This is a genomic window from Streptomyces sp. NPDC005262, assembly GCF_042872425.1.
Taxonomy (GTDB): Bacteria; Actinomycetota; Actinomycetes; order Streptomycetales; family Streptomycetaceae; genus Streptomyces.
Window position 1 is genome coordinate 682,002 of record NZ_JBIAKK010000003.1, and the last position, 15,148, is coordinate 697,149.

At 70.2% G+C, this 15,148-nt stretch carries 13 protein-coding genes, 1 pseudogene and 1 riboswitch; of the genes and pseudogenes, 6 read left to right on the top strand and 8 right to left on the bottom strand.

Features of this window, described 5'->3' with window-relative positions; genetic code table 11:
* Nucleotides 1-3 precede the first annotated feature (3 nt).
* The 5 genes from ACFYP5_RS13055 to ACFYP5_RS13075 are packed head-to-tail and all read left to right on the top strand — an operon-like array spanning nucleotide 4 to nucleotide 5,247.
* A complete protein-coding gene (locus ACFYP5_RS13055; protein WP_389034366.1) occupies nucleotides 4-975 on the top strand; it encodes an STM4015 family protein in 972 nt (323 codons plus the stop codon).
* On the top strand, nucleotides 956-2,110 hold the full coding sequence (locus tag ACFYP5_RS13060; protein ID WP_389034368.1) for an STM4014 family protein: 1,155 nt from the start codon (nucleotides 956-958) through the stop codon (nucleotides 2,108-2,110). The genes ACFYP5_RS13055 and ACFYP5_RS13060 overlap by 20 nt, the downstream gene beginning before the upstream one ends.
* Nucleotides 2,111-2,147: 37 nt before the next feature.
* Nucleotides 2,148-2,963, top strand: a complete 816-nt coding sequence (locus ACFYP5_RS13065; protein WP_389034496.1) for an STM4013/SEN3800 family hydrolase — start codon at nucleotides 2,148-2,150, stop codon at nucleotides 2,961-2,963.
* Nucleotides 2,957-4,321 carry an STM4012 family radical SAM protein gene (locus ACFYP5_RS13070; protein ID WP_389034370.1) on the top strand — a complete coding sequence of 455 codons (1,365 nt, stop codon included), beginning with the start codon at nucleotides 2,957-2,959 and terminating at the stop codon, nucleotides 4,319-4,321. The genes ACFYP5_RS13065 and ACFYP5_RS13070 overlap by 7 nt, the downstream gene beginning before the upstream one ends.
* Before the next feature lie 8 nt (nucleotides 4,322-4,329).
* The gene (locus ACFYP5_RS13075) at nucleotides 4,330-5,247 is read left to right on the top strand and encodes an STM4011 family radical SAM protein (RefSeq protein WP_389034372.1); all 918 of its coding nucleotides are present in this window, start codon (nucleotides 4,330-4,332) and stop codon (nucleotides 5,245-5,247) included.
* 59 nt (nucleotides 5,248-5,306) lie between these two features.
* Here the strand turns inward: ACFYP5_RS13075 and ACFYP5_RS13080 are convergent, their stop codons facing one another.
* The 3 genes from ACFYP5_RS13080 to ACFYP5_RS13090 form a co-directional block, all read right to left on the bottom strand.
* The gene (locus ACFYP5_RS13080; protein WP_389034375.1) at nucleotides 5,307-6,161 is read right to left on the bottom strand and encodes an SGNH/GDSL hydrolase family protein; all 855 of its coding nucleotides are present in this window, start codon (nucleotides 6,159-6,161) and stop codon (nucleotides 5,307-5,309) included.
* A 175-nt stretch (nucleotides 6,162-6,336) separates the two neighbouring features.
* Nucleotides 6,337-7,194, bottom strand: coding sequence for a peptidoglycan DD-metalloendopeptidase family protein (locus ACFYP5_RS13085; RefSeq protein ID WP_389034378.1), 858 nt, complete (start codon nucleotides 7,192-7,194; stop codon nucleotides 6,337-6,339).
* 3 nt (nucleotides 7,195-7,197) lie between these two features.
* A riboswitch (cyclic di-AMP (ydaO/yuaA leader) is annotated at nucleotides 7,198-7,358 on the bottom strand.
* A gap of 292 nt (nucleotides 7,359-7,650) precedes the next feature.
* Nucleotides 7,651-9,747 (bottom strand): alpha-galactosidase, encoded by a 2,097-nt coding sequence (locus tag ACFYP5_RS13090; protein WP_389034380.1) that lies wholly within the window; start codon nucleotides 9,745-9,747, stop codon nucleotides 7,651-7,653.
* A gap of 194 nt (nucleotides 9,748-9,941) precedes the next feature.
* Between ACFYP5_RS13090 and ACFYP5_RS13095 the strand changes: the two genes are divergently transcribed.
* Nucleotides 9,942-10,754 (top strand): tyrosine-protein phosphatase, encoded by an 813-nt coding sequence (locus tag ACFYP5_RS13095; protein WP_389034383.1) that lies wholly within the window; start codon nucleotides 9,942-9,944, stop codon nucleotides 10,752-10,754.
* Between the two features lie 29 nt (nucleotides 10,755-10,783).
* On the opposite strand, the gene ACFYP5_RS13100 is transcribed toward ACFYP5_RS13095, so the two are convergent.
* The 5 genes and pseudogenes from ACFYP5_RS13100 to ACFYP5_RS13120 form a co-directional block, all read right to left on the bottom strand.
* A complete protein-coding gene (locus ACFYP5_RS13100; protein ID WP_389034386.1) occupies nucleotides 10,784-10,957 on the bottom strand; it encodes a DUF6126 family protein in 174 nt (57 codons plus the stop codon).
* Between the two features lie 33 nt (nucleotides 10,958-10,990).
* Nucleotides 10,991-11,599 carry a helix-turn-helix domain-containing protein gene (locus ACFYP5_RS13105; RefSeq protein ID WP_389034388.1) on the bottom strand — a complete coding sequence of 203 codons (609 nt, stop codon included), beginning with the start codon at nucleotides 11,597-11,599 and terminating at the stop codon, nucleotides 10,991-10,993.
* A 67-nt stretch (nucleotides 11,600-11,666) separates the two neighbouring features.
* Nucleotides 11,667-13,064 carry an aspartate aminotransferase family protein gene (locus tag ACFYP5_RS13110; RefSeq protein ID WP_389034391.1) on the bottom strand — a complete coding sequence of 466 codons (1,398 nt, stop codon included), beginning with the start codon at nucleotides 13,062-13,064 and terminating at the stop codon, nucleotides 11,667-11,669.
* The gene (dxs, locus tag ACFYP5_RS13115) at nucleotides 13,061-14,962 is read right to left on the bottom strand and encodes a 1-deoxy-D-xylulose-5-phosphate synthase (RefSeq protein ID WP_389034394.1); all 1,902 of its coding nucleotides are present in this window, start codon (nucleotides 14,960-14,962) and stop codon (nucleotides 13,061-13,063) included. The genes ACFYP5_RS13110 and dxs overlap by 4 nt, the downstream gene beginning before the upstream one ends.
* A 26-nt stretch (nucleotides 14,963-14,988) precedes the next feature.
* A pseudogene (locus tag ACFYP5_RS13120) lies at nucleotides 14,989-15,148 on the bottom strand (4-hydroxy-3-methylbut-2-en-1-yl diphosphate synthase); the annotation flags it as partial.

Genomic DNA, 15,148 nt, shown 5'->3' on the forward strand with positions numbered 1-15,148 from the left:
GCGATGACGGACATCGAACACCCCGCGTCCTTCCACGGGTTGCGGGTTCTCACGCTGCCCGGCCCCGACCGGCCGCGCGCTGATCCCCTCCCGGCGGCGGACGCGGTCGCCTGGCGACTGGAGAGTGCCTGGCAGGGCGACCTGACCTTCGCGGCACTCTGGCAGTACTTCCTCGACACGGTGGACACGACCGCGGTACGGGCTCTGCTGATCGGCCCCTGGTGGGAGGAGGAGTACACCCCCTTCGCGCCGGTCGTCGAGCTGCTGTGCGCCGATGCGGACCGCTTCCCGGCCCTGAGAGCGCTCTTCCTCGCCGACGTCGTCAGCGAGGAGTGCGAGCTCTCGTGGCTGGAGATGTCCGACATCACCCCGGTGGTCGAGGCGTTCGGGCAACTGGAGGAGTTGACCGTACGCGGATGCGGCGAGCCGGTCGAGGGAACGGAGGTCCTCGGCCTGCAGCCGGTGCGGCACAAGGCGCTGAAGTCGCTTCGGTTCGAGTCGGGCGGGCTCCCGGCCGGCATCGTGCGGGCAATCGGTGCTTCGGATCTGCCCGCGCTGGAGCATCTCGAACTCTGGCTGGGCGTCACCGAGTACGGCGGCGACTCGACGGTCGACGACCTCGCCCCGCTGCTGTCCGGTGCCGCGTTCCCGAAGCTGCGCCATCTGGGCCTGCAGAACAGTGAGATCCAGGACGAGATCGCGGCCGCGATGGCCTCGGCCCCGGTCGTCGCCCACCTGGAGTCGCTCTCCCTCGCGATGGGCACCCTGAGCGACATCGGCGCCGAGGCGCTGCTCGCGGGCCAGCCCCTCACTCACCTGACCGCGCTGGATCTGCACCATCACTACATCAGCGCCCCGTTGGTCGACCGGCTCAGGGGGCTGATCGGACCCGGCCGGGTGAACGGCGAACCGCACGAGGTGGAGTACTGGGATCCGGATGAGGACGACGAGCGCTATGTCGCGGTCTCCGAGTAGCACGGTCGGTCCGGTGCCACGCTTTGCCGTCGTCGGCGTTCCCGGGAACCGCCGGGTGACGCTGTTCCAGGAGGCGGTGCGCGCCGCCGGGCTGCCGGCCGCGCGGGTCATGCCCTGGCCGGCGGTGCTCCGTGGCGAGGCGGCGTTCCGGCCCGGTGAGACCGTACGGATGGACTCGCCGGGTGAGGACGCCGAGGTGGAACGGCTGCTGCGGGCGGTGGACGATCCGACGAGGGTCGAGGGAACCGCCCTCTGGTACACCCGCTTCACCGCGGCCGTACGGGAGGTGGCGCGGGTGGCAGCTGCGGCCGGCGCCGAGTTGCTGGACGATCCGGGCGATGTGGCGGTGTTGTTCGACAAGCGGCTCTGCCATGGCGTACTGGACGGCGCCGCAGTTCCCGTGCCTGCGTCCGCGACCTCCGGGGCCGGGGCGCCCGCAGTGCGCGGCTGGGAGGACGTGCGTGCGCTGATGGCCGGGCACGGTATGCCGCGGGCCTTCGTGAAGCTCGCGCACGGCTCGTCCGCCTCGGGGGTACTCGCCGTGGAGACGGCCGGACCTGGCCGCGTGCGGGCGACGACGTCGGTGGAGCGCGACACCGCCGGGCGGCTCTTCAACTCGCTGCGGGTACGCCGCTGCACGACGGAACGCGAGGTGGCGGCGATCGTCGACGCGCTGGCACCGGACGGGCTGCACATCGAGCGCTGGCTGCCCAAGGCATCGCAGCACGGGCGGTCGGCGGATCTGCGGGTCGTGGTCGTGGCTGGTCGCGCGACCCATGCCGTCGTACGGACCAGCCGCTCCCCCATGACCAATCTTCACCTCGGCGGGGAGCGCGGAAGTCTCGACGAGGTCCGCGTGGCCGTCCGGGCGGCGGGTGGCAGCTGGGCCGAGGTCCTCGCCGTGTGCGAGCGGGCCGCCGCCTGCTTCCCGGAGACGCTGTGCGTGGCCGTCGATCTGCTGCCCGCGACGGGCTGGCGGCGGTTCGCCGTCGGCGAGGTCAACGCCTTCGGCGATCTGCTGCCACGCCTGACCGGCCTGCCGGGCAGTGGCGCCGAGGGCCTGGACACCTATGCGGCGCAGGTCGCCGCCGTACTGAACAGAGCAAGGAACCACCGTGCACCCAACACCGCCTGATTCCAGCCCCTCCGCCGCCGACGCCCGGAACCCGGACATGAGCGGGATCGTGGGCAGCCACGACCTGTTGCTGATCACGCTCGACACCCTGCGGTACGACGTGGCGGCGGAGCTCGCCGCCGCCGGCCGCATCCCTCATCTGGCCCGCCATCTCCCGGGCGGGGTCTGGGAGAAGCGGCATGCTCCCGGCAGCTTCACCTACGCCTCCCACCAGGCGATCTTCGCGGGCTTCCTGCCGACGCCCGCCGCCCCGGGCCCGCATCCGCGGCTGTTCGCGGCGCGCTTCGCGGGCAGTGAGACCACGGCTTCCCGCACCTTTGTCTTCGACACCCCCGATCTGGTGTCCGCGCTCGCCGGGGCCGGCTACCGCACGGTGTGCATCGGTGGCGTCGGATTCTTCAACCGGCAGGGCCCGCTCGGTTCGGTTCTGCCGGGCATGTTCCAGGAGAGCCACTGGGAACCGGAGTTCGGCGTTGCGTCGCCCACTTCCTTCGAGGCCCAGGTGACCCGGGCCGAGCAGGTCGTCGCCCGGCTTCCGGCCGAACAACGGCTCTTCATCTTCGTCAACGTCTCTGCGCTGCACCAGCCCAACTGGTTCCACCGGCCGGGCGCCACCCCGGAGGCAGGTGACTCCCGCGCCACGCATGCCGCCGCCCTGGAATACGTCGACGAGCACATCGGCCGGCTCTTCGCCGCCGCGGGCAGCCGCCGCCGTTGCTTCGCCATCGTCTGCTCCGACCACGGCACGGCGTACGGGGACGACGGCTACACCGGTCACCGGCTCGGCCACGAGTCCGTCTGGACCGTTCCGTACGCGCACTTCTTCCTGGAACCGGGGGTCACCGCATGCTGACGAGTCAGCCCGCCATCCGTCCGTACCGGAGCTATGTCTACGCCTATCCGCACAAGACGGCGTACGGAAAGCTCGACGCACACCCCACCGGGCGGCCCGAGCTGCGCGAGCTGTGGGCAGCCGAGCGCAAGGACGCGCTGTCGCTCTATCTCCACATACCGTTCTGCGAGGTCCGCTGCGGCTTCTGCAACCTCTTCACCCGGATCGGCGCTCCGGATGAGCTGACGACCCGCTACCTCGACGCGCTGGAGCGACAGGCCACCGCCGTCCGGGACGCGCTGGGGGACGAGGCGCCGGTGCGGTTCGCCGCGGCGGCCTTCGGCGGCGGCACCCCCACCTTTCTGACCGCCGCCGAACTGGAGCGGCTCTGCGACATCGCGGAACAGCGGATGGGCGCCGACCTGCGCTCCGTGCCCCTGTCGGTCGAGACGTCGCCGTCGACCGCGACGGCCGACCGGCTGGCCGTCCTCGCCGACCGCGGGACGACCAGGATCAGCATCGGCGTACAGAGCTTCATCGACGCCGAAGCCCGCGCGGCGGTCCGCCCGCAGCGCCGCGCCGATGTGGAAGCCGCGCTCGGCCGGATCCGGGACGTGCGCATTCCGGTCCTCAACATCGACCTGATCTACGGCATCGACGGACAGACGGAGGACAGTTGGCGCACCTCGCTGGACGCCGCGCTCGGCTGGCAGCCGGAGGAGCTCTATCTCTATCCGCTGTACGTGCGCCCGCTGACCGGTCTGGGCCGGTTCGGCGCGGACGTCGAGGCCGCGGCGAACGCGGCGTGGGACGAGCAGCGGCTGCGGCTGTACCGGGCGGGCCGGGACCATCTTCTCTCTCACGGCTACGAGCAGGTGTCGATGCGGATGTTCCGCCGCGCCGACGTCCCGCAGGAGGGCCCCGCCGACTACGCGTGCCAGACGGACGGCATGATCGGTCTGGGCTGTGGCGCCCGTTCGTACACCACGCGGCTGCACTACTCGTTCGACTACGCGGTCGAGATGCGTGAAGTGCGGGCGATCGTCGACTGCTACACCGCCACAGCGGACTTCTCACGCGCCGAAGTGGGTCGCTACGTCGACGGCGACGAGGCGCGCAGACGCCATCTCCTGCAGTCACTGCTCCAGGCCCGGGGACTGCGACTGGCCGATTACCACGAGCGGTTCGGCACCTTGCCCGGTGACGACTTCCGCAGCGAGCTGGACCGGTTCGAGGCGCGTGGCTGGCTGGACGGCGCCGCCGACGCGTCCGGGCTGCTGCGGCTGTCGCCCGAGGGTCTCGCGCACTCCGACGCGCTGGGTCCCGAGCTGTTCTCCCCCGCCGTGCGGGCCGCGATGGCCGCCTACGAACTGAAGTGAGCGTGCCCATGGACCTGACGATCCTGTACCGCGGTCCGCTGGCGTCGTGCGACTACGACTGCCCGTACTGCCCGTTCGCCAAGCGGCGTGACAGCCCGGAGCAACTGCGTGCGGACCGTGCGGCGCTGGAGCGGTTCACCGCCTGGGCGACGGCGCAGACCGGCGACCGGATCTCGGTGCTGTTCACGCCGTGGGGCGAAGGGCTGGTCCGCTCCTGGTACCGCCGGGCGCTGGTCGAGCTGGCGCAGCTGCCGCACGTCGGCCGGGTCGCGATCCAGACCAATCTCAGCGGCCGCACGCGCTGGCTGGCCGAGGCGGGTGAGTCCGGCCGCGACAGGATCGCGCTGTGGTGCACGTACCACCCGGGACAGACGCCGTACGACCGCTTCCTCGCCAAGTGCCGGGAGCTGACCGACCTCGGTGTCCGGTACAGCGTCGGTGTGGTCGGTCTCGACGAGCATCTCGACGAGGCGCGGCGGCTCCGTGCCGATCTGCCCGGCGAGGTCTATCTCTGGGTCAACGCGGCCGAGGGGCGGAGCTACACGGACGAGGAGGCGGACCGCTGGACGGCCCTCGACCCCCTCTTCCCGTACAGCCGGGATCCGCATCGCTCGGCCGGGATGCCCTGCCGGACCGGCGAGTCGGTCATCTCGGTGGACGGGGACGGCACCGTGCGCCGCTGCCACTTCGTCCCGGCCGAGCTCGGCAACCTCTACGACGGCAGCTACCGGCGGGCGCTGGGCCCGCGGGCCTGTCCGCTCGCCGTGTGCGACTGCCACATCGGATATGTGCATCTGGAGACGCTGCCGCTGTACGACGTCTTCGCTGGCGGCGTACTGGAACGCGTACCGGCCGGGCCGGCGCGCCGACCGGCGCACCGGGATCAGGCGTCGCTGCCGCTGTTCCCGGTCGGCGGACGGGCCTGATCGAACCGGACGGGGCCCCGGCGAACAGGCCCGTCCGGCCGAAGGCGACACCGCGCCGGTCAGAGCGGCAGCAGGTCGGGCCGCTTCGCCTCGACGTGATCACCGGAGGACTCGCCGCGCAGCCGCCGCCCGATCCACGGCACCAGGTATTCGCGCGCCCAGTGGATGTCGTCGCGCCGCACCTCGAGCGTGCCGCGCTGCGCCTGGGGCGGCCATTCCTGGTCCGGGTCGGCCGGCACATCGAGGCCGAGGACCTGGGCGGCGCGCAGCGCGACCCGGGTGTGTCCCTCGGGCGACAGATGGAGCCGGTCGTCGTCCCAGGCGCGCCTGTCCTGCACGGACCGCAGCGACCACAGGTCGAGGACCGGGCAGTCGTAGCGGTCGGCGATGGACCGCACGTGGGCGGTGTAGGTGGCGATCTTGCCGCGCAGATGGCGCAGCACGGGAACGTCGCGGGTGTCGAAGCCGGTCGTGACCATGACGGTGCCGACCGACCGGGTCAGGTCGGCGACCGCGCGCTCGAAGCGCTCGGCCACGTCGTCGGGGTCGGTGCCGGGCCGGATGATGTCATTGCCGCCCGCGCAGAAGCTCACCAGGTCGGGGGCGAGCTGCTTGGCGCGCGGCACCTGTTCCTCGACTATCTGGTCGAGGAGGCGTCCGCGTACGGCGAGATTGGCGTACCGGAAGTTCCCGTGAGCCGAACCGGCGGAACCATCGGTGTTCCTCGCTGCGTCGGGGTCGGGGAGCTGGTCGGCGAGGAGTACAGCGAAACGGTCTGCCCAGCCGACGAAGGTTCCGTCCGGGCCGGGGTCGCCGACCCCCTCGGTGAAGCTGTCGCCAATCGCTGCGTACGACCCGATGGCGCCATGCCGGTTGTTGACGCCACGTTGATTGTTTTTCGAATCGTCTGCCACAAGGGCACATCCTGCACTGCCGAATGTGACCTACGCGACCGTAATAAGGGGTTGACGGGAGGTGAGATAGACCACCCGGTCAGGTTTTGGTAAAGAGGGAATAAGCGAAGGGGCGGTGCGCCGCCGCGCACCGCCCCTTCAACAAGCCGTTCGGATCAGGCCTGATCGGATCCGATCAGACGGAGATTCCGTGCGAAGCCAGGAAGGCGACCGGGTCGATGTCCGAGCCGTATGCCGGACCGGTGCGGACCTCGAAGTGGAGGTGCGGGCCGGTGACGTTGCCGGTGGCACCGGAGAGGCCGACCTGCTGGCCGGTGGAGACGGTCTGGCCCACCGAGACGGAGAGCGCGGACAGGTGGCCGTACTGCGAGTAGTGGCCGTCGGCGTGCTTGACGACGACCTCGTTGCCGTACGCCCCGCCCCAGCCGGCGGTGACGACGGTGCCGGAGGTGATCACCTTCACGCTGGTGCCGGTGGAGACCGGGAAGTCGATGCCGGTGTGGCTGCCGCTGGACCAGTTGGCACCGGAGGCACGGTAGTTGGTGGTGTGCTTGCCCGGGACCGGGGCGACGTAGCCGGAGCTGCTGCTCTGGGCGGGCGCGGGCTTGGTGGCCACCGGAGCCTTCGACGGGGCCGGGGCGGCCGGCGTGGTGCCGGTGGCCGCGGCGGGGCCGCCGAGGGTCAGCTTCATGCCCGGGAGGATCAGGCTCGGGTTGCCGCCGATGACCTCGCGGTTGTCCTGGTACAGCTTCTCCCAGCCACCCTCGACCTTGTTGTCGGTGGCGATCTTCGACAGGTAGTCGCCGGCGACGACGGAGTACGTCCGGGTCTCGGCCTGCTTCGCGACCGGGGCGGCGGGGGCGGCGTGCGTTGCGGCGGCGGAGTGCGCGACGGGAGCGGCCTGCTCCGCGGCGTGGGCACCGGTGGCACCGAGCAGCGGGAGGGCGATGACGGCCCCGCCGGCGCCGGCGGCGGCAACGCCACGAGCGATGGTGCTGGACTTCGGACGACGGTGCTTACCCGATATGGGCATGAAGAATTTCCTCTCCGGCGCCTACGAGGTGAGCTGTCGGGTTCGGACTGGAGATGCCCGGTCGCATGAAGTGCGACTTCACCCCGAGCCGGCCGGATTTCTCCGGTCGGCGGCTTACCTGGTTCCCCCGCTCCTGCCACACGATGAGTGGGTGCGAATTCCGGTCGGCGGCAGGATTAGGCGGTCCGTCCGGATTGACGGTGACCGTAAACGAATGAGGACGAGCAGAACAAGCCATCGGTTGCGTGCCGGAATCCGCGCCGGGAAATCAGCGCGGAATTCCGGTCACACTCCGTGGATTAAGGATCTTGGATTTCCGCGCCGTGTACGGATTAGCCTCCCGCCGCACCAGCACACACCGTCACCGATATGATCCCGCTCACGAGATGACCCCCATCTCCCGCATAAAGCAGGGCATGTTCGACTAAATACCCCAATACGGACATGTCATGAACATCATTCGCGACGGAGCCTCAGCACCTTCGCGTCCAGATCCCCCCGCAGGTCGGTGTGCAGTCCCTGATGCAGCAGCACGGAACCGTGGTGGACGGCCCCGGTGTCCGAGCAGGTGTAGGTCGCCGTGGGGTCGAGCCCGCGCAGCCGCAGGACCGGCGGCAACTCCCCGTACCTCTGCGCCTCCAGCCACATGAGCACCACCGTCTCGTCACCATGCGTGTACTGCACGGCGCTGAGCCCACCGCGCGGCGCACGCAGCCGGTACAGCGCGCCGTGCTGCACCACCGGGCGGATCTCCTTGTAGAGGTCCACCCAGCCCCGGGCCTCGGTCAGCTCCTCGTCGCTCCACTCGGTGAGATCTCCGCCGACCCCGAGCACCCCGGCCATCGCGCTCACGAAGCGGAAGCGCAGCGAGCTCACCCTGCTGTTGAGCTGGACATTCGGGCTGTCGGTGACCCAGGCGGCCATCACCCGCGCCGGATGGATCTGTCCGAAGCCCTCCTGGATGGCGAGCCGGTCCAGCGGGTCGGTGTTGTCGGAGGTCCACACCTGGTCGGTACGGGCGAGGATGCCCAGATCGATCCTGCCGCCGCCGCCCGAGCAGGACTCGAAGGCGACACCGGGGTGAGCCGCCCGCAGCCGGTCGATCAGCGCGTACAGCGCGTCCACATGCTCGATCCAGAGCTTCTGCGGATACTCCTCGCCCGGCCAGCCCGCATCGGTGAAGCAGCGGTTGAAGTCCCATTTCACATAGTCGATCGGGGCGGCGGAAAGCAGGGAGTCGAGCTGCTCCCACAGATAGTTCTGCACATCGGTCCGGGCCAGATTGAGCACCAGCTGATTACGGAACTCCGTACGGGTCCGCCCGGGAAAGTGCTGTACCCAGTCCGGATGCGCGCGGTACAGGTCGCTGTCGGCGTTCACCATCTCCGGTTCGACCCAGATGCCGAACTGCATGCCGAGCGCGTGCACTTCGTCGGCGAGCGGCTTCAGCCCGCCGGGGAAGCGCTCGGGGTTCGGGGTCCAGTCGCCGAGTCCGGCCCGGTCGCTGGTGCGCTGCCCGAACCACGCGTCGTCCACCACGAACAGTTCCACACCCATCGCTGCGGCGCGCGCGGCCAGGGCACGCTGCTGGTCCTCCGCGATGTCGAAGCCGGTGGCCTCCCAGGAGTTGTAGAGCACCGGCCGCAGCCTTTCGGCGTCCGGAACGATGTGGGCCAACTGCCAGGCGTGCCAGGCCCGGCTCGCCCCGCCGAACCCGCCGGCGCTCCACAGTCCGGCGAACACCGGTGTGGTGTACGTCTCCCCCGGTTCGAGCCGCAGCAGCCCGGAGTCGTCGTAGCCGGCTCCGCCGGTGATCTGTACGAGCCCGTCGGGAAGCTGCTGCACGGCGATCCGCCATGAGCCGGACCAGGCGAGCGCGCAGCCGTACACCTCGCCGTCCTCCTCGGTGGCGGCTCCGTCCGCGTCGAGCGCAACCCAGGGCAGGGACTGGTGGCCGGTGTGACCGCGCCTGCTGGAGAGGACCTTCTCGCCGTACGTCAGCTCCGACCGCACCAGCTGCGTCTCCGCCGCCCAACGCCCGTGCAGGTGGCTGAGACGCCAGCCGTCGCGGGCGGGCAGCGCCCAGGCGGCCGCGTCGGCTCGCAGCAGCTCCAGCGGCGGTCCGTCGGGGCCCGCGTGCCTGACGGTGGCCCAGCGCTCGATCACATCGAAGTCGTCCCGCATCCGGTAGTGCAGCGTGAGCGCGAGCCGCTGTACGGAGTCGGAGAACGCGATGCGCAGTTCGTCGCCCTCCACCGCCGCCTCGGCGTAGGCCCATTCGGTGCCGCGGACCGCCGGGGTGCGTACCGAGAGAGCGGGCCGGACGAAGCGGGGGCCGCCCTCCACCGGGTACTCCTCGCGGCCGTCCAGTTGCGATTCGAAGCCGCGGAAGGGCAGCTCCGGCGCGGCGGCGAGGGTCTCGGCGGCCGCGAGGGAGATGCGCGGCCCCCAGTGCAGATGGAGCAGCTCGTCGCGGTCCGTGAGATGCAGCGCATAGCTGCCGCTCGCCCCGGTCAGCAGCCAGGTCCGACCTGTGTCACCAGTCTCGATCATGTCATCCCCACATTCACACAGTTCCGCACATCATCAAGCTCCGACGGCTGACCGGGCAACGCTTGCGCAGGGGGAATTCACCGGCTGACGGGGCGAGAACGGCCGAGATGATTGTCCGAGGCACCGATGTCGTATCGTCGCGGGAGTGACCTCGCCGGCGAGTCGCGCCGACGCCAGACATTCCAGGAGACACCGTGACGCAGCAGGTGCCGCAGATCCCGTCGACGGAACCCGAGCTGTCGGGCGTGCGCAACTTCCGCGACGTGGGCGGCCTGCCCACCGTCGACGGACGCCGGGTGCGGCTCGGACGGCTCTTCCGCAGCGGTCACCTCGCGCACGCCACCGCCGAGGACGCGGCGTTCCTCGGCGGTCTCGGGCTGCACACGATCTTCGACTTCCGGAATGCGGCCGACCACAAGCTCGACGGCCTCGACGTGGAGCTGCCGGGTGTACGGAATGTGAGCATCCCGCTCTCCGACCCGGCCGACGGCGCCGAGTTCTGGCGGATGGTCCGCGACGGCGACATCGAGCAGCTGCGCGACATCCTCGCCGACGGCAAGGGAGCGGCCCGGATGACCGCCTCGTACCGGGCGATCGTCAGGGACCGGACCGCCGAGCACAGCCGGGTGCTGCACGCCCTGGCCGAGGACAGTGTCCCCGCGCTGATGCACTGCGCGGCGGGCAAGGACCGGGCCGGGATCTCGATCGCGGTGGCGCTGCTCGCCGTCGGGGTCGAGCGCGAGGCCATCGAGGCCGACTACCTCAAGTCCAACGAACTGCACCGCCGGTACAAGGTGCGCCGCAGCGACACCTCGGCGACCGGGATGTCGCCCGAGGTGATGGAGCTGCTCAGCCCGCTCTTCGACGCCCGCGCCGAATATCTCGCCCAGGCCTTCACCACCATCGAGGAGACCTGGGGCAGCACCGACCGCTATCTCGCCGACGGGCTGAAGCTCACTCCGCAGACGCTTGAGCGGCTGCGCGGACGGCTGCTCGACGAGGCGTAACCGGACCTTCCAGCGGCGGTGACCGACGGTCAGCCCTTGCCGGCCACCGCGAAGAGCAGGTAGAGGAAGGCCGCGAAGACGTGTCCGGCAACGAGATAGGCGACCAGCCGGATCACCACGCCGCGCGGAAAGTTCCGCTCCTGCGGGTCGTAGTTCTTGGGCCTGGCGGGGCTGAGCGGATCGAAGTTCTCTGAATCGGACATGACAGTCCTCTCTGGCGACCGGACGGACCGGTCTCAGCGGCGGTGGATCCCGCTGCCGAGGCACAGCTCGGCGGCAGGGCTCTGGAGCAGGGTGTGGACGAAGAGGAGCTCGGATCCGTCGGGGTCGACGGCGGCGATCCGGTGCGGGGTGAGCGAGTCGAAGTGCGCACTGTCCCCGGGGTCGAGATCGTGCACGGTGTCGCCGAGGCTCACCCGCAACCGCCCGGCGAGGACGTACAGCCACTCCTCGCCCGGATGAACGCGTACGAGATCACCCTGCGCGCCGTGCGGCACGCGGACGCGCAGCGCCTGCATCGCCCGGCCGGAGCCACCGGCCTGCTGGTACATCCAGCCGTCGGCCTCGGCGCCCTCGAACCTGCCGGCGCGGACGATCGCGTCACGTTCCGGCGGAGTCTCGCCGAGCAGTTCGGAGACTGTCGTACCGTAGATTCTGGCAAGTCCGAGGAGCATCGGCAGCGAGGGCTGTCGTCGGCCCGTCTCGAGCCGGGAGAGATGGGCGGGGGAAAGCCCCGCCCGCTGCGCGACGCTCTCGAGGGTGAGACCACGGCGGCGGCGCAGATCGCGCAGGCGTGGCGCGACCCCGGGCAGCTCGTCGGCCACCCCTCCTTCGGGAGGATTCATATGTCTATTGGGCCAGGATCCTGCCTCAGAGGCAATTTTTTTACCTCAGAGGCAAATCCGATGGGGCTCAGCGGTGGGCGACCGCCTGCTTGACCAGTGTCCGGCCGAAGTCCCACATCAGCCCGCCGCCACTGTGCGCGTCGTCCATCACCGCCGTGAACGCGGTCACGAACCGGTCCACCTCCGGCTCACCGATGACCAGCGGCGGAATCAGCTTGATCACTTCCAGATGGTCGCCGGAGACCTGGGTGAGGATCCGGTGCTTCTGCAGCAGCGGTACGACCACCATCTGCGCGAAGAGACCCTTGCGGGCCGCCTGGAGCACGGTCCAGCGGCTGCGCAGCTTCAGTGAGGACGGCCGGCCGAACTCGATGCCGATCATCAGCCCCCGGCCACGGACCTCGTGCAGCAGCTCGTACCGCCCGATGAGCGCGGCGAGCCGCTCACGCAGCAGATCGCCGGTGCGCCGGGCATTGGCGACCGTCTCCTCGTCCTCCATCACCGCGAGGACCGCGAGCCCCGCCGCCATCGCCTGAGCGTTGGATCCGAAACTCGCCGAGTGGACAAGAACCCGGTCCATCGACGAATAGACGCGTCTGAAGATCCAGTCCTTCCCGAGGGTCGCTCCCACCGGCACATAGCCGCCGGAGAGTGCCTTGGCGACACAGACCAGATCGGGTTCCACACCTTCCTCGTGCTGGTACGCGTAGAAGTCACCGGTCCTGCCGAGGCCGGTCTGCACCTCGTCGGCGATGAGCAGCGCCTTGTGCCGGTGCAGCAGCTCCTGCGCGGCGCGCAGGAAGCCGGGCGGCGCCTCGTGGACGCCCTTGCCCTGGATCGGCTCGACGACGAGCGCCGCCACATCGCCACGCTTCAGTTCACGCAGCAGCGCGTCGCGGTCGCCGAGTTCGATGGCGGTGTCCGGCAGCAGCGGGGCGAAGCCGTCCCGGAAGCCGGACTCCCCGTTGACCGAGAGCGAGCCGGTCGTCAGACCGTGGAAGGCGTGGGTGCAGTAGAGCACGCGCGGCTTCCCGGTGGCGTACCGGGCGAACTTCAGCGCGGTCTCGACGGCTTCGGTGCCGCTGTTGCCGAAGAAGACCCGGTCCAGGTGCGGGCTGTGCGCGAGCAGCTTCTCGGCCAGCAGCCCTGGCAGCGGCTGGCAGTCGAAGCGGGTCAGGTCGGCGAGCGAGGCGTCCAGGACGTCGTGCAGTGCCTTGCGGACGACGGGGTGGTGGCGGCCCAGCCCCATCACGCCGAAGCCGGCGAGCATGTCGAGGTAGTCGTTGCCGTCCGTGTCCCAGAAGTACGCGCCCTCGGCCCGCTCGTAGACCTTGTCGAAGCCGATGGTGTGCAGCATCCGCGGCAGCTGGTGGTTGAGGTGCTTCGTGTGCAGCTCATAGCGTTCGGCGCCGCGTTCCGCGAGGAGTTGCGCCAGATCGAAGCCCTTGGGGCCGCCGTCCCTCATTCCCCGGTCTCCTCAATCCGCTCGACTGCGGCCCTGGCGGCCAGCGCGGCACTGATCCGGCCGGCGATCTCGACCGGTGTGAGCCCGATGTCGGCCAGCACCTCGGCGCGCTTGCCGTGCGCGAGGAACTGCTCGGGGATGCCGAACGTGCGCAGCGGTACGTCGACGCCGGCATCGCGCAATGCCTGTCCGACCGCCCAACCGACGCCTCCCGCACGGCTGTTGTCCTCGACGACGGCGACCAGCCGGTGCTGTCCGGCGAGCGGGGCGAGCTGTTCGTCGACCGGTTTGACCCAGCGGGGGTCGACGACCGTACAGCGGATTCCGCCTCCCGCAAGGAGGTCGGCGGCCTGCAGACAGACGGAGGCGAGCACGCCCACCGCCACGATGAGTACCTGGGGGTCGTCGGCGCGGTGCAGTACGTCCATGGCACCGACCCGGCCGATCGCCGGGACGGGCTCCCCCACCGACTCCTTCGGGAAGCGCAGCACGGTCGGCGCGTCGTCGACGGTGACGGCTTCGCGCAGCTCCTCCCGCAGCCGGTCGGCGTCGCGTGGGGCGGCGATCCGGAGCCCGGGCACGACCTGGAGCACGGACAGGTCCCACATGCCGTTGTGCGATGGGCCGTCCGGACCGGTGACGCCCGCCCGGTCGAGGACGAACGTCACACCGCACCTGTGCAGCGCGACGTCCATCAGGAGCTGATCGAAGGCGCGGTTGAGGAACGTGGCGTAGACGGCGACGACGGGATGCAGCCCGCCGGTGGCGAGCCCCGCCGCGGAGACCGCCGCATGCTGCTCGGCGATCCCGACGTCCCAGACCCGGTCGGGAAACGCCTCGGCGAACTTCGTCAGCCCGACGGGGTGCAGCATCGCCGCCGTGATCGCGACGACGTCCGGCCGCTCCGCGCCGATCTCGGCGATCTCGTCCCCGAACACCGAGGTCCACGACGGGCTGCCGAGCGGTGCGAGCGGGGCACAGGTCAGCGGGTCCATCGCACCGACGGTGTGGAACCGGTCTGCCTCGTCCTCCAGCGCGGGCGCGTACCCACGACCCTTCTCGGTGAGGCAGTGCACCAGCACCGGGCCGTGGAAGCGTTTCGCCCGGCTGAGCGCCGACTCGACGGCCGCGATGTCGTGCCCGTCGACCGGCCCGACGTACTTGAGTCCCAGGTCCTCGAACATGCCCTGCGGAGCGAAGGCGTCCTTGAACCCCTTCTTCGCCCCGTGCAGCGACTCGTACAGCGGCTGTCCGACGACGGGGGTGCGCTGGAGGACGTCCTTGCCCCACGACAGGAAGCGCTCGTATCCGTCGGTGGTACGGAGGGTGGCGAGGTGGTTGGCGAGGCCGCCTATGGTCGGTCCGTACGAGCGCTCGTTGTCGTTCACCACGATGATCAGCGGTCGGTCCCTGGCGGCCGCGATGTTGTTGAGCGCCTCCCACGCCATGCCGCCGGTGAGTGCCCCGTCCCCGATGACGGCGACGACATGGTCGGGGCGGCCGAGCACGTCGTTCGCCTTGGCCAGGCCGTCCGCCCAGCCGAGCACGGTCGAGGCGTGCGAGTTCTCGATGACGTCGTGCGCGGACTCCTCACGCGACGGGTAGCCGGAGAGGCCGCCCTTCCCACGCAGCTTGGAGAAGTCCTGCCGCCCGGTGAGCAGTTTGTGTACGTAGCTCTGGTGCCCGGTGTCCCACAGGATGCGGTCCACGGGTGAGTCGAAGGCCCGGTGCAGGGCGATGGACAGCTCCACCACCCCCAGGTTGGGCCCCAGATGGCCGCCGGTCCTGGCCACCGCCTCGATAAGGAACTTCCTGATGTCCTCGGCGAGTTCGGCGAGTTCCGGTCCGCTCAGTGCCTTCAGGTCGTGCGGTCCCCGAATGGTCTCCAGAATGGTCACGCTCGGGCCCCCTCTCCGGTCCTGTTTCAGCTCACGGTGACGGCGGGAACCCCTGAGGGTGTGCCCGCGTCCTCCATGCCCTCGGCGATCCTCAGGGCTTCCTCGATGAGCGTCTCGACGATCTTCGACTCGGGAACCGTCTTGATGATCTCGCCCTTGACGAAGATCTGCCCCTTGCCGTTCCCC

What these genes read in the sequence shown, in the direction of transcription:
- ACFYP5_RS13060 (WP_389034368.1), top strand. Translation starts at nt 956, where the DNA reads ATGTCGCGGTCTCCGAGTAGCACGGTCGGTCCGGTGCCACGCTTTGCC.
- ACFYP5_RS13065 (WP_389034496.1), top strand. Translation starts at nt 2,148, where the DNA reads ATGAGCGGGATCGTGGGCAGCCACGACCTGTTGCTGATCACGCTCGAC.
- ACFYP5_RS13105 (WP_389034388.1), bottom strand. Translation starts at nt 11,599, where the DNA reads ATGAATCCTCCCGAAGGAGGGGTGGCCGACGAGCTGCCCGGGGTCGCG.
- ACFYP5_RS13110 (WP_389034391.1), bottom strand. Translation starts at nt 13,064, where the DNA reads ATGAGGGACGGCGGCCCCAAGGGCTTCGATCTGGCGCAACTCCTCGCG.
- ACFYP5_RS13085 (WP_389034378.1), bottom strand. Translation starts at nt 7,194, where the DNA reads ATGCCCATATCGGGTAAGCACCGTCGTCCGAAGTCCAGCACCATCGCT.
- ACFYP5_RS13055 (WP_389034366.1), top strand. Translation starts at nt 4, where the DNA reads ATGACGGACATCGAACACCCCGCGTCCTTCCACGGGTTGCGGGTTCTC.
- ACFYP5_RS13100 (WP_389034386.1), bottom strand. Translation starts at nt 10,957, where the DNA reads ATGTCCGATTCAGAGAACTTCGATCCGCTCAGCCCCGCCAGGCCCAAG.
- ACFYP5_RS13070 (WP_389034370.1), top strand. Translation starts at nt 2,957, where the DNA reads ATGCTGACGAGTCAGCCCGCCATCCGTCCGTACCGGAGCTATGTCTAC.
- ACFYP5_RS13090 (WP_389034380.1), bottom strand. Translation starts at nt 9,747, where the DNA reads ATGATCGAGACTGGTGACACAGGTCGGACCTGGCTGCTGACCGGGGCG.
- ACFYP5_RS13075 (WP_389034372.1), top strand. Translation starts at nt 4,330, where the DNA reads ATGGACCTGACGATCCTGTACCGCGGTCCGCTGGCGTCGTGCGACTAC.